At 74.5% G+C, this 21,545-nt stretch carries 20 protein-coding genes and 2 pseudogenes; 9 read left to right on the top strand and 13 right to left on the bottom strand.

The genetic code is table 11. From position 1 onward, the window contains the following. Positions 1–45: 45 nt before the first annotated feature. On the bottom strand, positions 46–945 hold the full coding sequence (locus tag ACOBQU_RS37715) for a GNAT family N-acetyltransferase (RefSeq protein WP_423633787.1): 900 nt from the start codon (positions 943–945) through the stop codon (positions 46–48). Between the two features lie 420 nt (positions 946–1,365). On the opposite strand from ACOBQU_RS37715, the pseudogene ACOBQU_RS37710 reads away from it, so the two are divergent. Next, a pseudogene (locus tag ACOBQU_RS37710) lies at positions 1,366–2,672 on the top strand (glutamine synthetase family protein). A gap of 35 nt (positions 2,673–2,707) precedes the next feature. Here the strand turns inward: ACOBQU_RS37710 and ACOBQU_RS37705 are convergent. Beyond that, on the bottom strand, positions 2,708–3,733 hold the full coding sequence (locus ACOBQU_RS37705; protein ID WP_423633786.1) for a YncE family protein: 1,026 nt from the start codon (positions 3,731–3,733) through the stop codon (positions 2,708–2,710). 263 nt (positions 3,734–3,996) lie between these two features. On the opposite strand from ACOBQU_RS37705, the gene ACOBQU_RS37700 reads away from it, so the two are divergent. Further along, complete coding sequence (locus ACOBQU_RS37700; protein WP_423633784.1) at positions 3,997–4,728, top strand: MgtC/SapB family protein; 732 nt, start codon at positions 3,997–3,999, stop codon at positions 4,726–4,728. A gap of 6 nt (positions 4,729–4,734) precedes the next feature. On the opposite strand, the gene ACOBQU_RS37695 is transcribed toward ACOBQU_RS37700, so the two are convergent. From ACOBQU_RS37695 to ACOBQU_RS37685, 3 genes are all read right to left on the bottom strand, one after another. Further along, the gene (locus tag ACOBQU_RS37695; RefSeq protein WP_423633782.1) at positions 4,735–5,097 is read right to left on the bottom strand and encodes an ANTAR domain-containing protein; all 363 of its coding nucleotides are present in this window, start codon (positions 5,095–5,097) and stop codon (positions 4,735–4,737) included. A 235-nt stretch (positions 5,098–5,332) separates the two neighbouring features. Continuing rightward, complete coding sequence (locus tag ACOBQU_RS37690; RefSeq protein ID WP_423634980.1) at positions 5,333–5,995, bottom strand: DUF6766 family protein; 663 nt, start codon at positions 5,993–5,995, stop codon at positions 5,333–5,335. Positions 5,996–6,143: 148 nt separating this feature from the next. Next, on the bottom strand, positions 6,144–6,548 hold the full coding sequence (locus ACOBQU_RS37685) for a hypothetical protein (RefSeq protein ID WP_423633780.1): 405 nt from the start codon (positions 6,546–6,548) through the stop codon (positions 6,144–6,146). Between the two features lie 368 nt (positions 6,549–6,916). Here ACOBQU_RS37685 and ACOBQU_RS37680 point away from each other — a divergent pair, with 368 nt between their 5' ends. Together ACOBQU_RS37680 and ACOBQU_RS37675 are read left to right on the top strand one after the other, a co-directional pair. Beyond that, positions 6,917–7,141, top strand: coding sequence for a hypothetical protein (locus ACOBQU_RS37680; protein WP_423633778.1), 225 nt, complete (start codon positions 6,917–6,919; stop codon positions 7,139–7,141). A 4-nt stretch (positions 7,142–7,145) separates the two neighbouring features. Further along, the gene (locus tag ACOBQU_RS37675; protein ID WP_423633776.1) at positions 7,146–7,811 is read left to right on the top strand and encodes an HAD family hydrolase; all 666 of its coding nucleotides are present in this window, start codon (positions 7,146–7,148) and stop codon (positions 7,809–7,811) included. Between the two features lie 18 nt (positions 7,812–7,829). Here ACOBQU_RS37675 and ACOBQU_RS37670 read toward each other — a convergent pair whose 3' ends face one another. The 3 genes from ACOBQU_RS37670 to ACOBQU_RS37660 are packed head-to-tail and all read right to left on the bottom strand — an operon-like array spanning position 7,830 to position 9,824. Then, the gene (locus ACOBQU_RS37670; RefSeq protein WP_423633774.1) at positions 7,830–8,126 is read right to left on the bottom strand and encodes a CDGSH iron-sulfur domain-containing protein; all 297 of its coding nucleotides are present in this window, start codon (positions 8,124–8,126) and stop codon (positions 7,830–7,832) included. Next, positions 8,107–8,766, bottom strand: coding sequence for a HemK2/MTQ2 family protein methyltransferase (locus tag ACOBQU_RS37665; RefSeq protein ID WP_423633773.1), 660 nt, complete (start codon positions 8,764–8,766; stop codon positions 8,107–8,109). The genes ACOBQU_RS37670 and ACOBQU_RS37665 overlap by 20 nt, the downstream gene beginning before the upstream one ends. Continuing rightward, the gene (locus ACOBQU_RS37660; RefSeq protein ID WP_423634978.1) at positions 8,763–9,824 is read right to left on the bottom strand and encodes an iron-containing redox enzyme family protein; all 1,062 of its coding nucleotides are present in this window, start codon (positions 9,822–9,824) and stop codon (positions 8,763–8,765) included. Before ACOBQU_RS37660 ends, ACOBQU_RS37665 begins: the two co-directional genes overlap by 4 nt. A gap of 112 nt (positions 9,825–9,936) precedes the next feature. Here ACOBQU_RS37660 and ACOBQU_RS37655 point away from each other — a divergent pair, with 112 nt between their 5' ends. Next, complete coding sequence (locus tag ACOBQU_RS37655) at positions 9,937–11,463, top strand: FAD-dependent oxidoreductase (protein WP_423633771.1); 1,527 nt, start codon at positions 9,937–9,939, stop codon at positions 11,461–11,463. A gap of 45 nt (positions 11,464–11,508) precedes the next feature. On the opposite strand, the gene ACOBQU_RS37650 is transcribed toward ACOBQU_RS37655, so the two are convergent. Both ACOBQU_RS37650 and ACOBQU_RS37645 read right to left on the bottom strand, forming a co-directional pair. Further along, entirely contained in the window at positions 11,509–11,877 is a 369-nt protein-coding gene (locus ACOBQU_RS37650) for a DUF664 domain-containing protein (RefSeq protein WP_423633769.1), read from the bottom strand. A 50-nt stretch (positions 11,878–11,927) separates the two neighbouring features. Beyond that, positions 11,928–12,785 carry a helix-turn-helix domain-containing protein gene (locus ACOBQU_RS37645; RefSeq protein WP_423633767.1) on the bottom strand — a complete coding sequence of 286 codons (858 nt, stop codon included), beginning with the start codon at positions 12,783–12,785 and terminating at the stop codon, positions 11,928–11,930. Between the two features lie 153 nt (positions 12,786–12,938). Between ACOBQU_RS37645 and ACOBQU_RS37640 the strand changes: the two genes are divergently transcribed. Together ACOBQU_RS37640 and ACOBQU_RS37635 are read left to right on the top strand one after the other, a co-directional pair. After that, complete coding sequence (locus tag ACOBQU_RS37640; RefSeq protein WP_423633765.1) at positions 12,939–14,483, top strand: amidase; 1,545 nt, start codon at positions 12,939–12,941, stop codon at positions 14,481–14,483. Positions 14,484–14,870: 387 nt separating this feature from the next. Beyond that, positions 14,871–16,504, top strand: a pseudogene (locus ACOBQU_RS37635) (ABC-F family ATP-binding cassette domain-containing protein). 69 nt (positions 16,505–16,573) lie between these two features. Here ACOBQU_RS37635 and ACOBQU_RS37630 read toward each other — a convergent pair. Both ACOBQU_RS37630 and ACOBQU_RS37625 read right to left on the bottom strand, forming a co-directional pair. Next, on the bottom strand, positions 16,574–16,957 hold the full coding sequence (locus ACOBQU_RS37630) for a VOC family protein (RefSeq protein ID WP_423633763.1): 384 nt from the start codon (positions 16,955–16,957) through the stop codon (positions 16,574–16,576). Between the two features lie 645 nt (positions 16,958–17,602). Beyond that, positions 17,603–18,394, bottom strand: a complete 792-nt coding sequence (locus ACOBQU_RS37625; RefSeq protein ID WP_423633761.1) for a hypothetical protein — start codon at positions 18,392–18,394, stop codon at positions 17,603–17,605. A 141-nt stretch (positions 18,395–18,535) separates the two neighbouring features. On the opposite strand from ACOBQU_RS37625, the gene ACOBQU_RS37620 reads away from it, so the two are divergent. Next, the gene (locus ACOBQU_RS37620) at positions 18,536–19,051 is read left to right on the top strand and encodes a GNAT family N-acetyltransferase (RefSeq protein WP_423633759.1); all 516 of its coding nucleotides are present in this window, start codon (positions 18,536–18,538) and stop codon (positions 19,049–19,051) included. 21 nt (positions 19,052–19,072) lie between these two features. On the opposite strand, the gene ACOBQU_RS37615 is transcribed toward ACOBQU_RS37620, so the two are convergent. Then, the gene (locus tag ACOBQU_RS37615) at positions 19,073–20,158 is read right to left on the bottom strand and encodes a DUF5937 family protein (protein ID WP_423633757.1); all 1,086 of its coding nucleotides are present in this window, start codon (positions 20,156–20,158) and stop codon (positions 19,073–19,075) included. A gap of 99 nt (positions 20,159–20,257) precedes the next feature. Here ACOBQU_RS37615 and ACOBQU_RS37610 point away from each other — a divergent pair, with 99 nt between their 5' ends. After that, positions 20,258–21,433: an MFS transporter gene (locus ACOBQU_RS37610; RefSeq protein WP_423633755.1), complete on the top strand. Its 1,176-nt coding sequence runs from the start codon at positions 20,258–20,260 to the stop codon at positions 21,431–21,433. The last annotated feature ends 112 nt before the right edge of the window (positions 21,434–21,545 follow it).

Below are 21,545 nucleotides of genomic sequence, written 5' to 3'. Positions count from 1 at the left end.
GCGGTCCGGGCCTGCCCCTGGCCGGACCGCTCACCCGTCTACTCCTTAGGAGGCTCGGACCGCCGGGTGGTAGTTGATGCGTTCACGGACGACGGGGAAGCCCGCCTTGGCGAACTGCGCGGCCATGGGGACGTTGCCCTGGTCGGTGGCCCCCGTGATGAACTCCGCGCCCCGCTCGACCAGGAAGTGGGCGCACTCCACGAGGAGGTCGTAGGCGTAGCCGTGCCCGCGCTGCTCCGGGACGACTCCGATGAAGCCGACGATCGGGCCGGAGTGGTTGCGGGCCGGGATGTGGATGCCGACCAGCTCGCCCTCCGGGGTGTGCGCGGTCTGCCACCACTCCCGTGGGGAGGGGCACCAGTGGAAGAAGTCGAGTTCCTCCTGGGCGGCCTGGTCGAGGCCGCCCTCCTCGATGGCCTTGAGCGCGTGGGCGTCCAGGGTGGCGGAGTGGATGCGGCGCAGCGCGTCGAAGAACACCGCGTCGTCGGGTTCGGCGGTGAAGCGCAGGCGCCCGGGCCGCTCGGGCAGGCCCCGCTCCGGGGTCCAGCGGTACAGGAAGCGCTCCACCAGGAGTGCGTACCCGGCGGCTCGCGCGGCGGCGAAGCGCGCCTCGGCGGCCGCGCGCAGGGCGGGGTCCTCCCGCCAGCCGCCGGGCAGGTTGATCTCCAGTTCGACCTGCTGGGGGGCAGAGCGCAAGAGCGCGGCCCCGGCCTCCTCCTCGCCCTCGGCCACGTCGAACCAGTTGATGTTGATGGGCTCCGCGTCGTCGGGACCGCCCCACCAGGCGCCGCGTGCGACGACCTCGCCGTCGCGCAGGGCGACGCGCTTCCAGTCGGGGCGGAACCGGGTGCGCCGGTGAGCCTCACGGGCACCCAGGGGGTCGGGCAGTGCGTCGAACAGCTGGGCGTCGCTCGCGGAGAGCGCGCGGATGACCAGATCGGTCATGGATTCCTCCGGGATACAGGCTGCTTGGAGCGCTCCCGGTCAGAACTGACGAACCACGCCGGGACACCGGATGAGGGAGCGCTGGAAAGGTGTGAACCGCACGGCACTCGCCTCCTTCCATTCGTCTCAGGGCGTGAGGCCACACAGTACGTGATCTTCCATGGCCTCGTCCATGGATTTCCGCGCTCCTTCGCGGAGTGGATCTCCGCGCCCCTTCCCGGAGGGGTGCGTGCCGTCCCGCTCCCGCACCCTCCCCGGCGATTCCCCGCAGCCTCTTGCGCTGCGCTCCCCCCGCTCCCTACTGTTTGACCTCAAACGACACCCGGGGTGAGCCCGCGAACAGGCCCCGCAGGAAGGCTGGACAGGGTGAGCGAAGACAGCCCGGCACACGGTGAGCGAACCCGGCAGGCCGTCGCGGCGCTGCGCACGCGGAACATCGACGTGGTGCGGGTCGTCTACCCCGACCTGCTCGGCGCCGACCGCGCCCGCGACGTCCTCCTGGACCACCTCGCCACCACCGCCGAGCACGGACTGGCGTTCTGCCGCGCCGTCTACCACACCAGCCCGCAGGGCGACACCATTCCCATGCCGGGGGGCCTGGCGGCCGGGATGCCGGACATCTCGGTCCGGCCCGACCTGGACACCGTGCGCGCGCTGCCCTGGGAACCCGGCGTCGCCTGGTGCCTGGGCGACGCGCTGGACCCGGCGACGGGCAACCCGGCCGTCGAGTCCCGCGCGACCTGCTGCGCGCCGTCCTCGACTGGAGCGGCGGCGAGGTTCGCCCGCTGGTCGGCCCCGAGCTGGAGTACTACCTGTGCGAGCGCGACGAGGGCTCGGTCACCGGCTGGTCGCCGTACGGGCGGGGCCCCGGCAATGTGTACAGCGCCGGGCTGCGGGGCGACCCCGATGGTCATCTGCTGCGCACGATACGGCACTTGAGGGAGCTTCAGGTCGGCGCGACCGCCGGGAACCGCGAGTTCGACAGCGGCCAGTTCGAGGTCAACCTCGACTACTCGGAGGCCCTCGACGCCGCCGACCGGGCGTTCCTCTTCAAGTCGGCCATCAAGGAGATCGCGCGTACGGAGGGGCGTCTCGCCACCTTCATGGCCAGGCCCTTCAACGCGGAGGGCGGCTCCGGCTTCCATCTGCACCTGTCGATGGTGGACGCCGACGGCCGCAACGTCTTCGCCGACCCGGGCGGCCCGCACGGACTGTCCGCCGCCGCGCGGCACGCGATCGCCGGAGTCCTCGCCCACGCGCCCGCGCTCACCGCCCTGCTGAACCCGACCGTCAACTCCTACAAGCGCTTCGGCCCCCACACCCTCGCCCCCTGGCTGATCGACTGGGGCCTCGACAACCGCAGCGCGATGCTGCGGGTACCTCCCGAGCGCGGCCCCGGCACACGCCTGGAGCTGCGCCTGGGCGACGCCACGGCCAACCCCTACCTCGCCGTCGCGGGCACCCTCGCCGCGGTGGGCCTCGGCCTGCGGCAGAAGCGGGAGCCGCCCGAGCCGCTGGACGGCTACGGCTACCAGGAGGGCACCGCGGCCAGGCTGCCGGGCACGCTCGTCCAGGCGCTCGACGCGCTGGAGGCCGACACCGACCTCACCGAGGTGCTGGGCGCGCCCTTCGTGCGCTCCTTCCTCGCGTACAAGCGCAACGAGGTCCAGCGGTTCCAGGAGTACGTCACCGACTGGGAGTTCAAGGAGTACGCCTACCTCCTGTGACCGCGGTCGGCCGCCGCCGGACGGGGGCCCGCCGCTCAGGTCGAGGCGGGCAGCAGCACGGAGGAGTCCGGCTCCAGCTGGGTGGCGAAGCCGCCGACTTCGGTCAGCCGGTCCAGGTCGACGACACCGACCCGGTTGGTGCCCAGCTGGGACACGTACGCCAGCGGCTTGTCCGGGTGAAGGGACACGGCGGCGGGGGTGCCGTCGAGCTGGAGGGAGCGCAGCGGGCGCAGGTCGGTGCTCCACAGCGTGAGGGTCTTGTGGGCGATGTCCGTCACCAGCAGCCGCTCGTCGTCGAGGGTGTAGACGCGCAGGGGGTCTCCGCCCGTGGTCCGGCTGTCGCGTACCTTCAGGGTGCGCGCGTCGACGGCGACGAGCGCGGAGCTCTTGCGGGCCCCCACGAACAGGGTCCGCTCGTCCCGGCTCAGGCAGCTACTCTCGGGGAGTTGACCGGGGGTCACCAGGAGCGGCGGGACGGCGGCGTCGTGCGGGCGCACCAGACTGACCGTGTGCGACAACAGGCCGGTGACATAGGCGCGTTCGCCGTCGCGGCTGAGCGTGAACAGATGGGTCTTCACCCCGTGTGCGGGGACCGCGCGCGTCGGTGCCTCGTCGGTGGCCGGACGGTCGAAGCCGAGCAGGACCGCCTTCTCCTCGCTCAGCGCGTACAGGCGGTCCTCGCGGTCGATGCCCATGCCGTGGACGCGGTTGAAGGGCCGGGTGTCGATGGTCCGGGCCAGGGACCGCTCGGCGAGGTCGATGACGAAGACGGCGGCGCCGCCCTCGCCCACGGAGGACGACATCCGCACCCCGTAGTGCCCGACGTAGGCGAAGCGCCTGCGCGAGTCGACGACCATCTCGTGCGGATAGTCGGGCAGCGCCACGCTCCGCAGCCGCCGCCCCGACCCCACGTCGTAGAAGCTCACCGCGTGGCTGCTCTTCTCCACCACCGCCAGGACGTCGCCGTCCGCCGCCCGGGAGGCGCCCCAGGCCGACGTGGACAGCCCGCTCGCCAACGTCCCGGCACCCGCCGCCTTGATCACCGTACGCCGCGTCACCACGAACCCTCACCCCGATCTGCCCGAAGCCCGACACCGACACCGACACTGCGACTGCGACTGCGACTGCGACTGCGACTGCGACTGCGACCATCACGGTCGCTGTCGCTGTCACTGTCACGGGCGAGGGATCACGCCCTCGCCCGCACGCCCGAGCCTGATGGACGACGGGCCGCGGCGTCCAGATCGCCCGGCTGCTCGGGCGAAGTCCGGGTAGCAGCGGCCAGCAGAGGAAGCACCAGGACGGGAGCCATCGGGAGGTACGCGTGAGTGGGCTTGCGGCGCCGTTGTGGGACATGCAGCACGGGCAGGGGCCACGGCAGCTCGTGGAGCTGGGTCTCGCGCTGCTGCTTTCGAGCCTCATCGGCTGGGAGCGGGCGGCGCAGCAGAAGAGCGCGGGCCTGCGCACCCACACCCTGGTCGGCGTCGCCAGCGCCCTGATGATGGAGGTCTCCCAGCACGGCTTCTCCGGCGTCCTCGGCGTGGACGGCGTCTCCTTCGACCCGTCCCGGGTGGCGGCGCAGATCGTCTCGGGCATCGGCTTCATCGGCGGCGGCCTGATCTTCGTGCGCCGGGACGCGGTACGGGGACTGACCACCGCCGCGACCGTCTGGCTGACCTGCGCCGTCGGCATGGCCTGCGGCGGCGGTCTGCCCGTGCTCGCGCTCGCCGCCACCGCTCTGCACTTCCTGGTGGTGCGGGGCTATCCGCGGCTGCTGCCGCGTCTGGTGCCCGGCGGCGCGGCGAGCGCCTTCGAGGTGCGCCTGACCTACCGGACGGGGGCGGCGCTGCTGCCGCGGCTGATGCGGATCTGCACGCGGCGCGGCTTCCGCATCCTGCGGGTCGACGTCGAACGGCTGCCCGGCGGCAGCGACCGCGTCGCGCGGGTGGCGCTGGAGGTCGAGGGCACGGGTGATCCCGCGCGGCTGGCCGCCGAGCTGTTCGAGGACGACGGGGTGGCGCACGTCGACATCACCGGCGCGGCCGACGACGAGTAGCCGCTGTCAGGGGGTGGGCGACGGCTCGGCGGGCGCCGTCACCGCGGCCAGGCGGCGGTAGCGGGCGATGGCCCGGCGCAGCTCGTCCCGCTCCGCCTCGGGCAGGTCGCCGCCCTGGGCGAACGCGAGGACGTGCTCCGAGACGGCACGCAGCTTGACGTTGGCCCGCTGGGACACGTCCCGCAGCACGCGCCAGCACTCCTCGGGCGGGAGCTGCCCGAGCACCGCCAGGGCCCCGATGGCCTGGTCGATCACGGCGTGCGAGGTCACGGCCTGCTGGAGCTGCTCGTTCTGCGCACGCAGCCGCTGGGCCTCGGCCAGCAGGAGGTTCACTCGTGAGGCGGCGGCATGGTCGGGCGTGAGGTCCACAGGAGTCCGTTCCACGGGCGGTGCGGCCCGCTGGCAGGCGTCGGGGCCACCGAGGCCGACGGCTTTCCGCACCGCGGGGCAGCGTCCCGGCACACGGCTACCACCCGGCCCCTGGCGGGGCCGCGCGAAATGGGCCGCTCCTCCACTCTGTCCACGAGTCCGGTCCCGGCACAACCCCAACCCCGGGCAGATCACCGCACGTCCCGGCAGTTCACGCCACGGGTCGCGGTCCGGCTCAGCCCTCGACGCCGGTCGATGTGTGGGCCGCTCCGACCGGCTTGGACTCCGGTGAGCCGCGCTGGCGCAGATAGACCGAGAAGATGGCCATCGACCCCACGGCGAGCAGCTCGGACTGCCAGTTCTGCAGGGTGCGGTCCCAGAAGTCGGCGGCCGTCAGGTAGGCGGACCAGCTGATCGGCGCCTGGAGTTCCCGCAGGTGCTCCTCGTTGTAGGCGGCCGCGCCGGTCACGGACTGGGCCAGCCAGGACAGCAGGAACAGCGTGCACATCACCATGCCGAGGGACCGGGAGTACCAGGCCTGGCGCAGGCCGCCTACGGCCGCCCAGCGCGGCGACCGGGACGTCGCGTACCGGCCGACCTTCTGCTCCTTGTCGGTGCCCGGACCCGCCTTGTCCAGCTCCTTGGACTCGGGCGATCCGTGCTGGAGCAGCCAGACGGTGCCGAAGATGTACAGGAAGAACTGGAGGTACTCCGACTGCCAGTTCTCGGTGACGTCCACCGCGAAGTCGGAGGTCAGCAGGTAGCCGCCGAAGCTCACCGGGTGCAGGTCCTCGGCGACGAGGCGGTTGTTCAGCTCGGCGCGCCCGGCGACGGCCTGGCCCGCCAGGGTCAGCAGGAAGCCGGTCCCGAAGGCCAGCGTCAGACCGTTGTCGCGCAGGAACCGAAGGAACCGCGGGAAACCCGGGACACGCGGAAGACCCGGGAAACGGGGAACCGGCTCACCGCTGCGTCAGCCCCAGCACCATGCAGTAGGCGAGCCCGCCGAGCACCACCACCAGATACAGCGTGAACAGCGTCCGCATGCGTCAACCACCCTTGATCAGACAGCGGTACGGTTTGTCGGCGCGCGGCACGCAGCCCGCGGCCGTGATCTTCCAGCCGCCGGGGAAGGACGACAGGAAGAGCGTGTCGCGCTCGGTGACGACCCGCGCCTGGCCGCCGTACACGTCGACGTGCCGCACGCCACCCGCCGGGGGCAGGCCCGCGTCCGGCAGTGCGCGCACGCACGGTTGCCCGGCGCTCTCCTCCAGCTCCTCGACGGTGCCGGGGGCCAGCGCCGCGCAGGCGCGCCCGGCGTCCGCGGCGCGCAGGCTCCCCGCGAACCGGGCCGCCGCCGCACCGGCGGCGTCCTCGCGCTCGGCGAGCGTGCCGCAGCCCGTCAGCGCGCCGAGCAGCACCCCCGTGAGGACCATCGCGCCGCCGCCACGCACCTGATCGCTCCCCTCCGCTGGTCCACCGGTTCCTCGGCCTCCGCGCGGGGCCCGTGGGGTGCGGGCGGGCGCGGGGCACTGTGACGATGCCGTACGGGGCCGGGGTGGGCGGGCGCCGGGCGCGGCCGACACGCGGGGTACGCCCGATCGGAGCGCGGCCGTTCGGCCGTTCCCTGATTCGTCCCGGCGGCTACGGGCACACGGTGACGGTGATCGGGACGCGGACCCGTGGGGCCGTACGCGCCGCTCCGGTGGTGGCGGCCTCCCTTCCGACGGAGGCTGGCACCCCACGGACACGGCCCCGCGGACACACGCCCCGCGCGACCCACCACACGACCGACCACGCGATCGACCTCGGGAGGACCAGCATGACGCACCACGACGGCCACCGGACCACGCCTGAGCGGCCCGCCGAGACCGCCGCCGATGAGGTCTTCGAGGAGGCCGAGGACGCCGCGACGCGCCGTCCCGGCGACGAGCGGGACCCCGACAAGGACGGCGAGGCCGGGGACGCGCTCACCCCCAACGCCGAAGCCCAGCGCGACGCCCACCGGCACGACCAGGGCAAGCACGGCCAGGGCAAGGGGGCGTAGCGCCGTGGCCCGCGCAGCGCTCTTCGACGTCGACGGGACGCTCGCCGACACCAACCACCTGCACGTGGTCACCTGGTGGGAGGCGTTCCGGCAGGCGGGCGAGCGGGTCGCCACGCACGACATCCACCGGGCCGTCGGGCTCGGCTCGACGGACCTGATCGCCCATCTGCTCGGCCCCGGCCGCGACCGTGACCGCGACGAGGAGCTGAGTTCCGCGCACAGCACCCTGTACGGCACGTACTTCGACCGGCTCGCCCCGCTGGAGGGCGCCCGTGACCTGCTGTACGCGCTCGCGGAGCGCGGGTGGCGCATCGTCCTCGCGACCTCGGCGGGCGGCGGTGAGCTGTCGGCGCTGCGCCGGGCCATCGACGCCGACGAGGTGATCGCCGGTGTCGCGAGCGCGGACGACGTCTCCTCGGGCAAACCGGCTCCCGACCCCGTGCACCAGGCCCTGGACATCGCGGGCTGCGCGCCCGAGGAGGCGGTGTTCGTGGGGGACACGGTGTGGGACATGCGCGCGGCCCGCCGGGCGGGCGTGCGCGGCATCGCGCTGCTGTGCGGCGGCATCCCCCGCCGTGACCTGGAGGAGGCCGGGGCCGCGGCCGTGTACGCCACGCCCGCCGACCTCCTCAAGCACGTGGACAGCGGCGTGCTGACCGGCTCGCGGTGACGCGCCGCGCCGCGCTGGCTACGGGCGGTCGCCGGGGTCGCCGCGGGTCCGCCGGTGGCTGGTGTCGCACCAGGGGTAGCGGCGGCTGCGGCGGCAGGTGCACACGGCGACCTGGAAGCGGTCCGAGGTCACGGTGCTGCCGTCGTCGAGGGTGACCTCGACGGGGCCCTCCACCATCAGGGGGCCGCAGCGGCGGGCCGTGAGGCGGGTGACGCGGGCACCGCTGCGGGGCTCTTCGACCGGTTCAGCCGGTCCGGCGGGTTCGGCCGGTTCGCGGCGGGGCTCCTCAACCGGTTCAGTCGCTTCGTACGGCACGGACGACCACCAGCCCTTCGCAGGTCGCGCTGTCGGAGAGCAGCTTTCTGTCGCGCAGCCACTGCTGGCGCGCGGTCAGCACGGGCCCGAAGGGCACCGAGCTGCGCCGCACGACCTCGGCGTGCAGCCCGTGCTGCCTGAGCAGCCCGAGCGTGCGGCTGGGGCTGCTCAGGACCGAGTGCACCAGGAGCAGCCTGCCGCCCGGGCGCAGCAGTGCCGGGGCGGTGCGGCAGATCCGGTCCAGGACGCACCGCCCGTCGTACCCGGCGTCCCAGGCCCGGGCCGCCCCGCGCCGCGGCGGGTGCGGGGCCAGGGCGGGCACGTACGGCGGGTTGGCGAGGATGAGGTCGAAGGAGTGCCGCGCGACGGGCGCGAACAGGTCGCCGTGCAGCACCCGCAGCGGTGCCCGCCTGCGCCAGGCGTTGAGGCGGGCGACGAACACCGCGAGCCGCGAGATGTCCACGGCGGTCACCCGCGCGCCGCGGGCGGCCGCGGTCAGGGCGAGCGCGCCGGTGCCGGTGCCGACGTCCAGCACTTCTGTGCCCGGTGGCAGAGGCTCGTGGCGCAGGACCTCGGCGAGCAGGCGCGTGTCGTGCTGCGGGGCGTAGACGCCCGGCAGGGTCACCAGCGACGCGCTCATGCCGCACCCCCGGCGCGTGTCGCCGTACGCCCCTCCGTACGGGCCGCCCGCTCGCGCAGTGTGGAGCGGCCCGTGCGCCACGCCGTGAGCAGTTCGTCGGCGAAGCGGTCCTCCAGCCAGACCGTGGCGTGCACGCCGAAGGCGACGTCGGCGTCCAGCTCCGGCTCCTCCTCCAGGAGGCCGTCGACGACCTCGTGCCGTACGACCTGCTCGTGCACGGCGTCGGCCTCGACGTGCTCGTCGTAGAAGAACACGGCCCGCTGGCCCGCGCCGACGCGCCGCAGTGCCTGGGCGAGGCGCCGGGAGCCGGGCGACGACGTGGTCTCGACAGCGGCGAAGTGACCCACGAGCGCGCCCCGCAGCGAGCGGTGCAGGCCGAACAGGGACATCAGGTTGACCAGCGCAAGGGCCGTCGCGGACGCGGCGTCGAGGTAGCGGCCGTAGGCGGGGTCGAGGCCGAGGTCCGCCATGAGGTCGGCGAACAGGCGGGCGTGCACGCGGTCGGCGCGGCCGCCGCCGTACTCGTCGAACTCCACGGCGGCCATCGCGGCCTTGGCCCGGCCGCGCAGGCGGGGCAGCACCCAGGCGTGCGGGTCGGCCTCCTTCAGGTGGTAGACCGAGCGGTGCACGGCGTACTCGCGCAGCTGCCACAGCTCGCCCTGGTCGCGCAGGAAGTGCGTGACGCCACCGCCGTCGGCGGGCTCCACAAGCAGTTCGTCCAGCGCGTCGCGGGCGCCCTGGCGGCGGGTGGCGCGGGCCCGCAGCTCGCCCAGCAGCAGCCTTTCCAGCTCCCCGCGTGCGCGCAGCAGCCCCGGGTCCCACTCGCGGGCGGCCGGAACGTCGGCGAAGCCGCGGTAGTGCAGCTCGTAGCAGGCGTACAGGGCGAGGTTCAGGTCGTCGCCGAGGGGGTCGGCGGCGGCGATCCGCGCCGGGTCGGGCAGGGGGTGCGCGGCGTCGCGGAGGTAGCCGAGCACGGCAGTGGAGACCGGGCCCCTGGGGGACGGGAGTGCCGGTTCCCGCTGTGTGGGGCCTGCGGGGGCGGTGATGAGGGTGTTCATGGCCGCCGAGTACCCGGCCGCCCCCTCGCCATGTGTGGGCCGCGCCGGGGGCATGGCGTCGCCGTCGGCGCGTCCGGTGCGTGAGGTGTGCGTTTCGGGGGACCCGGGAGGCATGAGCGACACCTCACCCCTCGGCAGCTCGTACTGGATCGAGTCGGCGCCCGGCACGCCGTACCCGCCGCTCGAACGGGACGTGACCGTCGACGTGACCGTGATCGGCGGCGGCATCGCGGGCCTGAGCACGGCCTGGGAGGTGTCCCGGGCGGGGCTCGGCGTGGCGGTCCTGGAGGCGGACCGCGTCGCCGGGGGCGTCACGGGGCACACGACGGCGAAGCTGTCGGCGCTGCACACCTTGGTGTACGACCGGCTGCGGCGCACCCGCGGCGCCGAGGCCACCCGCTGGTACGCGCGGTCGCAGTCCGCGGCGGTGGAGCACGCCTTCGAGGTGTCCGACCTGACGGGCGCCGACTGCGAGCAGGAGCGGGCGGACGCCTACACCTACGCGTGTGACGGCCGCCTGGCGCGGACGCTGCGGGCGGAGGCCGCCGCGGCGCGGGAGGCGGGGCTGCCCGCGTCGTTCGTCACCGAGACGGGCCTGCCGTTCGCGGTTGCCGGGGCGGTGCGGGTGACCGGGCAGGCCCAGTTCCACCCGCGCAAGTACCTGCTGGCGCTGGCCGCCGACCTGCGCTCCCGGGGCGCCCTGATCCACGAGCGCACCACCGTGACCGGGTTGAAGGAGGGCACGCCGTGCCGGGTGACCACCCGCAGCGGCGCGCGGGTGACCGCCCGTGACGTGGTCGTCGCCACGCACTACCCCGTGTTCGACCGGGCGCTGCTGTTCACGCGGCTCGCGCCGCGCCGGGAGTTCGTCGTGGCCGCGCCGATCCCCGAGGACCGCGATCCGCACGGCATGTACATCACCCCGGAGGCGAACACCCGGTCCGTGCGCACCGCTCCGTACGAGGACGGGCAGCGCCTGCTGATCGTCACCGGTGCGAAGTTCACTCCCGGCACCGGCGACACGTCACGGCACTTCGACGACCTGCTGGCGTGGACCGCCGAGCACTTCCCCGGCACCCTGCCCCGCTACGGCTGGGCCACCCAGGACACCTTCGCCAGCGACACCGTCCCGCTGGTGGGCCCGCTGCACCCGGCGGCCCGGCACACCTATGTGGCGACGGGCTTCGGCGGCTGGGGCATGAGCGGCGGCATCATGGCGGGCTCGCTGCTGGCCGCGCTGATCACGGGGCGCGCGGTGCCGCCGTGGAAGGACCTGTACGACCCCCGCCGGGTCCGGTCGGTGCTGCGCTCCGCCCCCACTCTCGTACGCAACCAGGCCGACGTCGCCCGCCACTTCGTCGGCGACCGGCTGCGGTCCCCGCAGGTCGACTCCGTGGACCAGCTCGCCCCGGACAGCGGGGCGGTGGTGCGCGTGAACGGTCGGCGCACGGCCGTGTACCGGGACGCCGACGGTGCGCTGCACGCGGTGTCGGCACGCTGTACGCACCTGGGGTGCCTGGTCGCGTTCAACGCTGCCGAGCGCGCCTGGGAGTGCCCGTGCCACGGCTCGCGGTTCGCCACGGACGGGCGGGTCGTGCAGGGCCCCGCCACTCGCCCGCTCGACCAGCGCGAGATGTGACCGTCCCCCGTGCGGCAGGGGCCGCCCGTGCTCGGACGGGTCCGCTCAGCCGCCCGTCGCGCCGTCGGCGCGCTCTCGCAGGAAGTCCGCGTGCCCGTTGTGGCGGGCGTACTCCTGGATCAGGAGCACATGGACCCAGCGCAGGCTCAGGAGCGTGCCGCGCGGACCCATGAACGTCTCGTCGAGGTCGTGGCCGCGCGCCGCGGCGTCGCACGCGGCGACCTCGGCCCGGTAGCGGGCGAAGTCCCGCTCCGCGTACTCCGCCCGCACGCCGTCGATGCCCTCGTCGCCGTCGCCCGGCCCGCTGAAGACGTCCCCGACGGCCTCGCCCGCGACGTTCCGCCGGAACCAGCGGCGCTCCACCTCCGCCATGTGCCGGACCAGGCCCAGCAGCGTGAGGTGCGATGGTGCCACCGTCGTCCGCGCCAGGTCGGCCGGTGCGAGACCGGCGCAGTGGGGTGGCCTCAGGGGGCGGCGGTCGGCCACGCGATGTCGTCGACCGCGAGCCAGGGCGCGGCCGCGGCGGCCGCGGGGGTCACCCCGGCGAAGGCCATGACGTCCCGGTGCAGGTGGGACTGGTCGGCGTAGCCGCTCTCCGCCGCCACGCGGACGGCGGTGTGACCAGCGGCGAGGCGGTGGACGGCGTGGTCGAAGCGGACCAGCCGGGCGGCGCGCTTGGGCGTGAGGCCGAGCTGGCCGCGGAACCGGGACCACAGCCGCTTACGGCTCCAGCCGACCTCGGCGGCCAGCGCCTCGACCCGCACCTGGCCCCGGCCGCGCACCATCCGCCGCCAGGCGTGGGCGACTTCGGGGGCGACCGTCCGGCGCTCCTGACGCCTTCGGGCCAGCGCGGCTTCCGCGATCGCGAACCGCTCCTCCCACGACCCGGCGGCACGCAGTCGCTCCCGGACGCGCGGGGCGTCGCGGCCCCAGAGGTCGTCGAGGGCGACCACCTCCCCGCCCGGGTCCGGCAGGGCGCCCAGCATCGCGTGGGCGACCACTGGTGACAGCCGTATCTGGAGGCATTCGATGCCCCGCCCACGCGCCCGGACGCGGCCGGGGGCGAGGCCGAGGGCGACGCTGCCGCGCCGCTGTCGGCCGCTGGCGTCCTCGATGAGCAGGCCGCCGCCCCGCCCGTCGCCCAGGTCGACGGCCACGGTGACCGCCGGGTACGGCACCACCTGGAGGTCGACGAGGTCCGTGGACCGGTCGCGGAATCCCGCCATGCCGACACCGGGCAGTCTGCCCGGCCCCGCTGGCGTGGCGATCTCCCACCTGGTCGCGGCGTCGCTGACCCCCTCGACTCCCCTGGTGTCGCGCATGGTTCCAGGCTACGGGTCGGCGGCGGCGCGGCCTCGCGACATTTTTCCAAGACCGGTGCCGGGGCGGGCGGTGACACTCACGGCGAGCCCTCGCGCAGGGCTCAGCGAACCGCGCTCAGGGGGCGGCAGCGCCCGCCCCGGAGAGGACAGCCCGTGACCCGCCACGCCGTCGACCCGTCCATGCCCAGCACCGATCCGGCCAAGCCCACCGCCACCCCGGCCAAGCCCACCGCCACCCCGGCCAAGCCCGCCACCGTCCCGGCCGCGTCCGCCCTCGACCCGTTCACGCCCGCCGTCGAACTCGCCGCGGCCGTACGCCGCAAGGAGGTGAGCCCGGTCGAGGTCGCCGACGCCTTCCTGGAGCGGATCGAGTCGCTCGACCCCCGGCTCAACGCGTTCTGCCACCGGGCCGACCACGACGTCCGCAAGGCCGCGGCCGCGGCGGCCGACGCGGTCGTACGGGCCGCCTCACCCGACGAACTCCCGCCGTTCCACGGCGTTCCGCTGCCGGTCAAGGACCTGGTCGACGTGGCCGGATGGCCCACGACGCACGGCTCCGCGGGCGCCAGCCGGGTACCGGCCGCCGCGTCGGAGCCGGTGGTGCGGCGGCTCCTGGACGCCGGGTTCGTGCTGCTCGGGAAGACCACCACGTCCGAGTTCGGCAGCGTGTCCTTCGCCGAGAGCGAGGCCCTCGGCGTCACCCGCAACCCGTGGGACCCGGACCGCACTCCGGGCGGGTCGTCCAGCGGCGCGGGCGCCGCCGTCGCCTCCGGGATGGCTCCCCTGGCCCACGGCGCCGACGGCGGCGGCTCGATCCGCGTCCCGGCGTCGTGCACCGGCCTCGTCGGGCTCAAGCCCACCCGCGGTCTGGTCACCAACGCGACCGTCGACAGCGAGGGCCTGGCCACCCACGGCGCCCTCACCCACACGGTGGCCGACGCCGCGGCCGTCCTCGACGTGCTCGCCCGCCACGACCCCGCCGCCTGGTGGTCGCCCCCGAACCGGCGCCGGTCGTTCGCCGACGCGGCGTTCCAGGCCCCGCCGAGCGGCCTGCGGATCGGCGTGCTGGTCACCCCTCCCGTCGACGGGCTGCACGTCGACCCGGCGTGCCTGGCCGCGGTCGACACGACCCTGCGGGCCCTGGAGTCGGCAGGTCACCACGTCCTCGACACCGCCCTGCCGCTGCCGCCGACCGACGAGCTGGTCAAGGCGTTCACCAGCATCCTCAACCTCGCGGGCGTCGGCGTCGCCCTCGCGGACCCCGACGGCATCGAGCCCCACAACCGGGCCCTGCGCACCGCCGCCCGCGCCACCGACTCCTGGACCTACGCCGAGGGCGTGCGGCGGACCCAGCACCTGTCGCGGCGCGTCGTCGAGGCCTTCCGCGAGAGCTTCGACCTCCTCGTCACCCCCACCATGGCGTGCCTGCCGCCCCCGGTCGGGTTCTGGCGCGCGGAGCCGGGCGACGACCCCCTGACGCCCGTCCTGAAGAGCTATCCGCTGGCGGTCTTCACGTCCCTGTTCAACGTGACCGGCCAACCGGCCGTCTCGCTCCCCGTCCACCACGACCCCGCCACCGGCCTGCCCGTCGGCGTCCAGCTCGTCGCCGCCCCCTGGCGCGAGGACCTCCTCCTCCAGGTCTCCCGCACCCTCGAACTCGCCCTCCCCTGGGCCGACCGCCGCCCACCGGTCAGCTGACGGCCGACCGGGCGGTGACGCCTGGGCACTCGCTCCTGGGACGCCGGGCGCGTCCCCAGCGGCCAGGGGACCGGCCCCACCTGGTCCCGCCTGGTCCCACCTGGTCCCGCCCGGCGCCACACCAGCACCGGACGCCCACACATGAGGTCCAAAAGCACTTGCCGAGCGGGCCGTGGCTCCTGTTACCCTGCCGGTGGCTTTGACCGTTTGACTTGAGGAGTCCCAGACGTGGTGGGTGACGACGACATCTCCGGGTGAGATCCGGATGTGACGGCCACCGGACGGCGCTGTGAGAGCGCTGCCGCAGTGGCCCCGCTGTCGTACCCCTTTTCTCCCACGCTGCCAGGGCAGAGGTCTGCCTGCCCGCGATTCTCCGAGGTCATCTCCATGTCCGATGCCGCCATCGTCTGCTCGAACCTGTCCTTCGCCTGGCCGGACGACACGCCGGTCTTCGACGGCCTGTCCTTCACCGTGCCCGTCGGCCGCACCGGCCTGGTCGCGCCCAACGGCTCCGGCAAGAGCACCCTGCTCAAGCTCGTCGCCGGTCACCTCACGCCCGCCGCCGGATCGGTGGTGGTCAGCGGCACGCTCGGCTATCTGCCGCAGAGCCTCCCCCTGACCAGCGAGCTCACGGTCGCCGAGGTGCTGGGCGTCGCCGAGGTGATCCGCGCCCTTGACGCCGTCGAGTCCGGGGACGTCAGCGAGGAGCACTTCGCCACCATCGGCGACGACTGGGACATCGAGGAGCGCACCCGCGCCCAGCTCGACCGCCTGGGCCTCGGCGGGCTCGCCCTGGACCGGCGGCTCGGCACGCTCAGCGGCGGCCAGGTCGTCTCCCTCGGCCTCGCCGCCCAGCTGCTCAAGCGCCCCGACGTCCTCCTGCTCGACGAGCCGACCAACAACCTCGACCTCGACGCCCGGCACCACCTCTACGACGTCCTTGCGGACTTCACCGGCTGTCTGCTGCTCGTCAGCCACGACCGCGCCCTGCTCGACCGCATGGACCGCATCGCCGAACTCGGCAGCGGCGAACTGCGCCTCTACGGAGGCGACTTCACGGCGTACGAGGAGGCGGTGCGCGCCGAGCAGGAGGTCGCCGAGAAGAACGTCCGCAACGCCGAGCAGGAACTCAAGCGGGAGAAGCGGGAGATGCAGCAGGCCCGCGAACGCGCCGAGCGGCGCGCCAGCAACGCCGCCCGCAACCTGAAGAGCGCCGGTCTGCCCGGATCTTCGCCGGGAACATGAAGCGCGGCGCCCAGGAGTCCGCGGGCCGGGCCGGGCAGATGCACGCGGCGCGGGTCAACGAGGCCAAGGCCCGGCTCGACGAGGCCGGGCGCGCCCTGCGCGACGAGCAGCGCATCACCCTGGACCTGCCCGACACGCGGGTCCCCGCCGGGCGCACCCTCTTCCTCGGCGAGGGGATGCGGGTCCGCCTCGGCGGCCGTGACGTGTTCGCCGACGGCGGCGTCGACCTGTCCGTGCGCGGCCCCGAGCGCATCGCCCTGACCGGGCCCAACGGCGCGGGCAAGACCACCCTGCTGCGCCTGGTCACCGGTGAACTCGCCCCGGACGCCGGGGAGATCAGGCGCGGCGATGGCCGGATCGCCTACCTCTCGCAGCGCCTGGACCTGCTGGACCCGGAGCGCACGGTGGCGGAGAACTTCGCCGCGTTCGCCCCCGAGCGGCCCGAGGCGGAGCGGATGAACCTGCTCGCCCGCTTCCTGTTCCGCGGCGCGCGAGCGCACCTGCCGGTCGCGGTGCTCTCCGGCGGCGAGCGGCTGCGCGCCACCCTGGCCTGCGTCCTGTGCGCCGAACCCGCCCCGCAGCTGCTCCTGCTGGACGAGCCGACCAACAACCTCGACCTGGTCAGCGCGGGCCAGTTGGAGAGCGCCCTCGACTCCTACCAGGGCGCCTTCATGGTGATCAGCCACGACGAGCGGTTCCTCACCGAGATCGGCGTGAACCGGTGGCTGCGCCTGGCCGACGGCGCGCTCAAGGAGACCGGCGCACCCGGGAAGTGACCCGAACGCGCCGTGCGGCGGCGCCCGGACCAGCACCGCGCCCAGCCGCCCCGGGGTCGGACCGGGCGGTCACAGCGGCCGGAGCCGGGTGCGCAGCAGGCAGAACTCGTTGCCCTCGGGGTCGGCCAGGACGTGCCAGGTCTCGGTGCCGGTCTGGCCGACGTCGGCGGGCCTGGCGCCCAGAGCGAGCAGCCGCTCCAGCTCGGCGTCCTGGTCGCGGTCGGTGGGGCTCACGTCGAGGTGCAGGGGGAGCTTCCCCGGGCGCGGGTCGCCGCTGGGGCTGAGGACGAGCGTGGGCCGCGGGCCGCCGGAACCGGCGTCCGGCGGCCCGATCTCGATGCTCCCGTCGCCCTCGCGGCCGAGTTCGACATAGCCGAGGACATCGCTCCAGAACGCGGCGAGCCGCTCGGGGTCGGCACAGTCCAGGACCAGCTCACTGATGCGGCACGCCATGCGCGTGAGTATACGAAGGCACCCAGGAGCCGATCACCGGTCGCGCACCGGAGGGCACCAGGACAGGGGCCGGTCAGGTCAGGCGTCGTCCCCCTCCGTGGCGCGGCGGTGAATCCCCGGGCCCGGCGGGCCTCGCGTCGGCCCGCGTAGCGCTCCCCGCGGTTGCGGCTCCGGTCCTCCCGCTGCCGCTCCTCCTTGCAGCCGCGCACGCTACAGCCCGAGCAGCAGGTGTGCCCGAAGAGCAGCGCTCCGGGGTGCTCCCAGCGGCAGCGGGTGCCGGTCTCCTCGCGCGTGGGGCGCGGCGGCAGGTCGCAGGGGCCGTCGCGGTGGTCATGCACCGGTCGCGGGCGGTGCTCCCGGTGGCGTACCCACAGGGGTTTGGTCTTGTCCGTACGGGACATCGTGTTCCTTCTGGAACCGCCGCCCGGGCTCCCGGACCCTCCGGGCGGGCGGCTGGGTTCGCCGCTTCACGGCGGACACCTCTCTCACGTCCCTCTCGTCCCTCTCGCCGCCGCGCACGCCCGCTTGCGTACGCGCGTACGTCGAACGTGGCAGCCTAGGCCAGCCCGCCCGTGCGTGACCAGTGGTTTCCTGCCCACTGGTTCCCGACTCGCTGGTTCCCGACCCACTGGTTCCCGACCCGCGTCACGGCCGCCAGAACCGGGCGAGGGCGCCCTGTCTGAAGGCGTCCGGGGAGACGCTGATGTCCCCGGAGAAGGGGTGGTCGAGCACGAGGACGAGGAGCAGGCTGAAGCTGACGAGCGCGGCGACCGAGCCGACGAACAGCAGCCGTACCTGTCTGCTCTTGTTGCCGTACAGGAAGGTGAGCGGGATGAACACCACCGCTCCCCCGTACACCAGGACCTTGAACACCGCTGGCAGCGTCTGCCGGGCCTGGGTGATCCGGGCGCGGCGCTCGGCGACCACCCTGTTGATGTCCCGGACGACCTCGCGGTAGAAGGTCTTCTCCCGTTCCGTCGTCGGCTCGAACGAGCGCAGAGCGGCGAACATCCGCTCCACGGCCCGCTCCGTGACCGCGTACCGGGGACGCCCCTCCCGCATCAGGGGCCACTGGACCTCCGCGACGGCGCGGACGTACGCGCCGACGGCCGCCTCCAGGTGCGCGCGCGGGGCGGGCGGGAACGCCCGGGCGTCGCGGACCATCTGCGCCAGGTACGTCGACTCGTTGGCCACCACCGTCTCGGCCTCGTCCGCCTCGGTCCACAGCGTCACGACGACGAAGGCCAGGATGATCCCGTAGATGGCGGCGAACATGCTCAGTCCCGTGCCGACCATGTCGTTGTGCTCGCCCTCGGCGAGCGCGGGGCGCCACCGGTAGGCCAGCACGCTGCCCGCCACGGCGAGCGTGACCATGCCGCCCACGATGACCACGGCGAGGGCCCACGTGGGCAGGTTGTTCAACAGCCAGATCTCCACAGGGATTTGTCCTGCTCAACCACCGCCGCCCGCATCCCCGCCGCGCCGCCAACCTCACCTCAACGGGTGACACCGCGCCCGCGCGGGCGTGCCGTCCCGTGCCGGGCGGCCGGGCCCCGGTGGCCGGGCTAGCCTCCCCTCATGTTCCTGGAACCGCTCACCCCCGCCGAGGACGGCGCGCTGCCCGGCCCCCTGCTCACCGAACTCACCGCCCTGTACGCCTCGAACCACGCGTTCTTCGCGCTCAGCGGCGACTTCCCCGACCCGTACGACATCCGCGCCGAGCAGGTCGCCAGGGCGCTGGCCGACGAACTGGCCGTGCCCGGCGCGCAGGTGCTGCTCGCCCGCTCCGAAGGGCGCCTGGTCGCCGTCGCCGTGACGCTCGACCAGCACCCCGTGCGGGCCGACGACCCCGACCCGTGGATCGGGCTGCTCCTCGTCGACGCGCGGGTCCAGCGCGCCGGGTGGGGGCGCCGGGCGGCACGCGCCGTCGAGGAGCGGTTCCGGGCCGCGGGGCGCACCGGCGTGCGCCTCGCCGTCCTGGCGAACAACCCGAAGGGGGCGGCCTTCTGGGCCGCGCTCGGCTACGAGGTCATCGACCGGCGTGACGACCTCGGCGCGGGCCGCCCCTGCACCGTGCTGCGCAAGCCCCTGTAGGTTGCGGCGGGCGCGGGCGCCTCAGCGCAGCACGGCCGCGAGCAGGTCGCCGCCCAGCGCCGTCACGGCGGGCACCTTGAGGGTGTGGCGCACATAGCGGCCCTGCCGCCGCGCGCTGAGCAGGCCCGCGCGGCGCAGCACGGCGAGGTGCCGGGAGACCTCCGGGAGCGTGAGTTCCCAGGCGTGGGCGAGTTCGCCGGTGGTGTGCGGGCCGCGGGCCAGGGTGCGCAGCAGCCGCAGCCGTACGGGGTGGGCGAGTGCCTCCAGGCGCAGGGTGACCGTGTCCAGCGGTACCGGCTCCTCCTGGCCCGGTTCGGCCACGGGGTACTGCACCACCGGTGGCCAGCCGGGCGCGTAGACCGCGACCAGGTGCGGGCGGCCGTAGACGCTGGGCAGGAAGGTGACTCCGGTGTCGTGCGCGGTGGTCGCGCTGTCCTGCAGCTTGTCCACGACGATGCGGTCGCCGTCCGGCGCCAGGGTCACGGCGCCGGAGACCGACGCGAGTGCCGCCCCGATGCCCTGGCGCCGCAGCAGGTCGTTCTTCAGGCGCAGGTCGGTGGCGAGTTCCACGGCGATGCCCGCCCAGGCGGCGTCGAAGAACGCCTCCGCGCACTGTTCGAGGGTGTCGCGCACCCGTGCCCGCGCCGCGACCGGGTCGGCGAGCAGCCGTTGCGCGAAGGACTCCTGGAGCGCGCCGCGGGCCTGGGCCCGGTCCAGGGCCCGCTCGCGCGCCGTCGCGTCGGCCAGCGGCGACGGCGCGGCGAAGTGGAGCCGGTTGCTGCCGCACGTGGTGATGAGCGCGGCGGTCACATAGCTCTCGTCGTCGATCCGGTCCACGTCGTCCAGCTCCTCGGCGAGCGTGGGCCGCGGCCGGGAGGGGACCAGGAAGTCGGCGCGCGAGGAGCGCCAGAGGAACTCCGCCTCCCGCAGCCGCTCGGTCAGCTCCGGCGCGAGCCCGGCCCGGATGTCCGCGGCCCAGTCGGCGAACCGCGGGTGGTGGCCGGGTTCGGCCAGCACGTGCAGCATCGCGGTCAGTTCGGCCAGCGGGGACGCGGCGAACCGCACGCGCTCGGACGGCGGGCCGCCGATGTCGATCCTCAACGTCATCCCCTCATCATCACGGGCCGGACGCCGGGCGCCGCCGTCGGTTGACGGTCTCCGTCAACCGACGAGGCCCACCGGGGCGCCGTCCGCACCGTTGACGCCATGACCACCACCGCCAAGATCAAGCCCCGGGCCCTCGTCACCGCCTCCGGAGGCCCCCGCTACGCCGTCGCCCTGGTCGTGGACGCGCTCGGCACCGGCCTGCTGCGGCCCTTCCTGCTGCTGTACGGGGTGGCGGTGCTCGGGCTGTCCGCGCCGGTGACCGGCGCCGCCATGACGGCCGGTGTCGTCGCGGGTCTGGTGTGCGTGCCCGCGGTGGGCCGCTGGCTGGACCGGGGCGCGCGCAGCTCGGTCGTGGCGGCGTCGATGCTGGTACGGGTGGGGGGCGTGGCGCTGCTGCTCGCGGCACCGGCGGGGAACGTGGGCCTGTTCGGGGCGGCGGCGCTGTTCCTCGGCGTCGGCAACCAGGCGTGGCCCGCGGCGCTGGTGGCCACGGTCGCCCACGGCCGGGAGCGGGATGCCGCGCTGGCGGCGGGGCGGGCGCTGCGCAACGGCGCCCTGGGCGTGGGCGCGCTCATCGCGACCGTGTGCCTCGCGGGCGGGCCCGCCGCGCTGCGGGCGCTGGCGGCCGTCACCGGGCTCGCCTACCTCGCCGCGGCGTACCTGGCCGGGTCGGTCCGCCTGCGCTCCGACCCGGCCGCGGCCCCGGCCGAGGACACGGACGGCTCCCCCGCCCCGCGGATGCGCGCGCTGCTCGCCGCCAACGTGGTGTACGTGTTCTGCCTGAACGTTCCCGAGATCGCGCTGCCGCTGATCCTGGTGACGCAGTTGGACGCGTCGCCGGTGTGGTCGGCGGCCATCTTCGTCGCCAACACGGTGCTGGTGGTCACCCTTCAGGTCCCGCTGACCGTCCTGCTGTCCCGGTTCCCCCGGCGGACCGTGCTGGCCGTCGCCGGTGTGGTGCTCAGCGTCTCCTACGTTGGCTTCCTCGCGGCCACCTCGCTGGGGCACGGCTGGGGCGCTCCGGCCGTGGCCGCGGTGTCCGTGCTCTGCACGCTCGGCGAGATCATCTACGCGGGCAGTGCCACCGCACTGGTCACCCACCTCGCCCCGGCCCGCGTCCTGGGCCGCGCCCTCGCCCGCTTCCAGGTCTCCACGGGCTTCGGCCTCGCCGTCTCCCCCGCGGCCATCACCGCGCTCGCCGCGCACGGCCCGGCGGCCCTGTGGGGCAGCCTCACCGCCGCCACCCTGCTGTCCGCGACCGCGGTGGCCCGCTGATCGCGACGGGGTGCCGCGCACGACGTCGGCGACCCGGCGCACAGGCCCTCGCACTCTAGCCGAACGCCCGAGAAGAACGAGCTGGTACCCCAGGTGATCCCGGGTGCGGACG

This window comes from Streptomyces sp. G45 (assembly GCF_049542095.1).
Lineage (GTDB): Bacteria > Actinomycetota > Actinomycetes > Streptomycetales > Streptomycetaceae > Streptomyces.
Note: the sequence above shows the minus strand (reverse complement) of the source record. Positions and strands in the feature narration are given on the sequence as shown.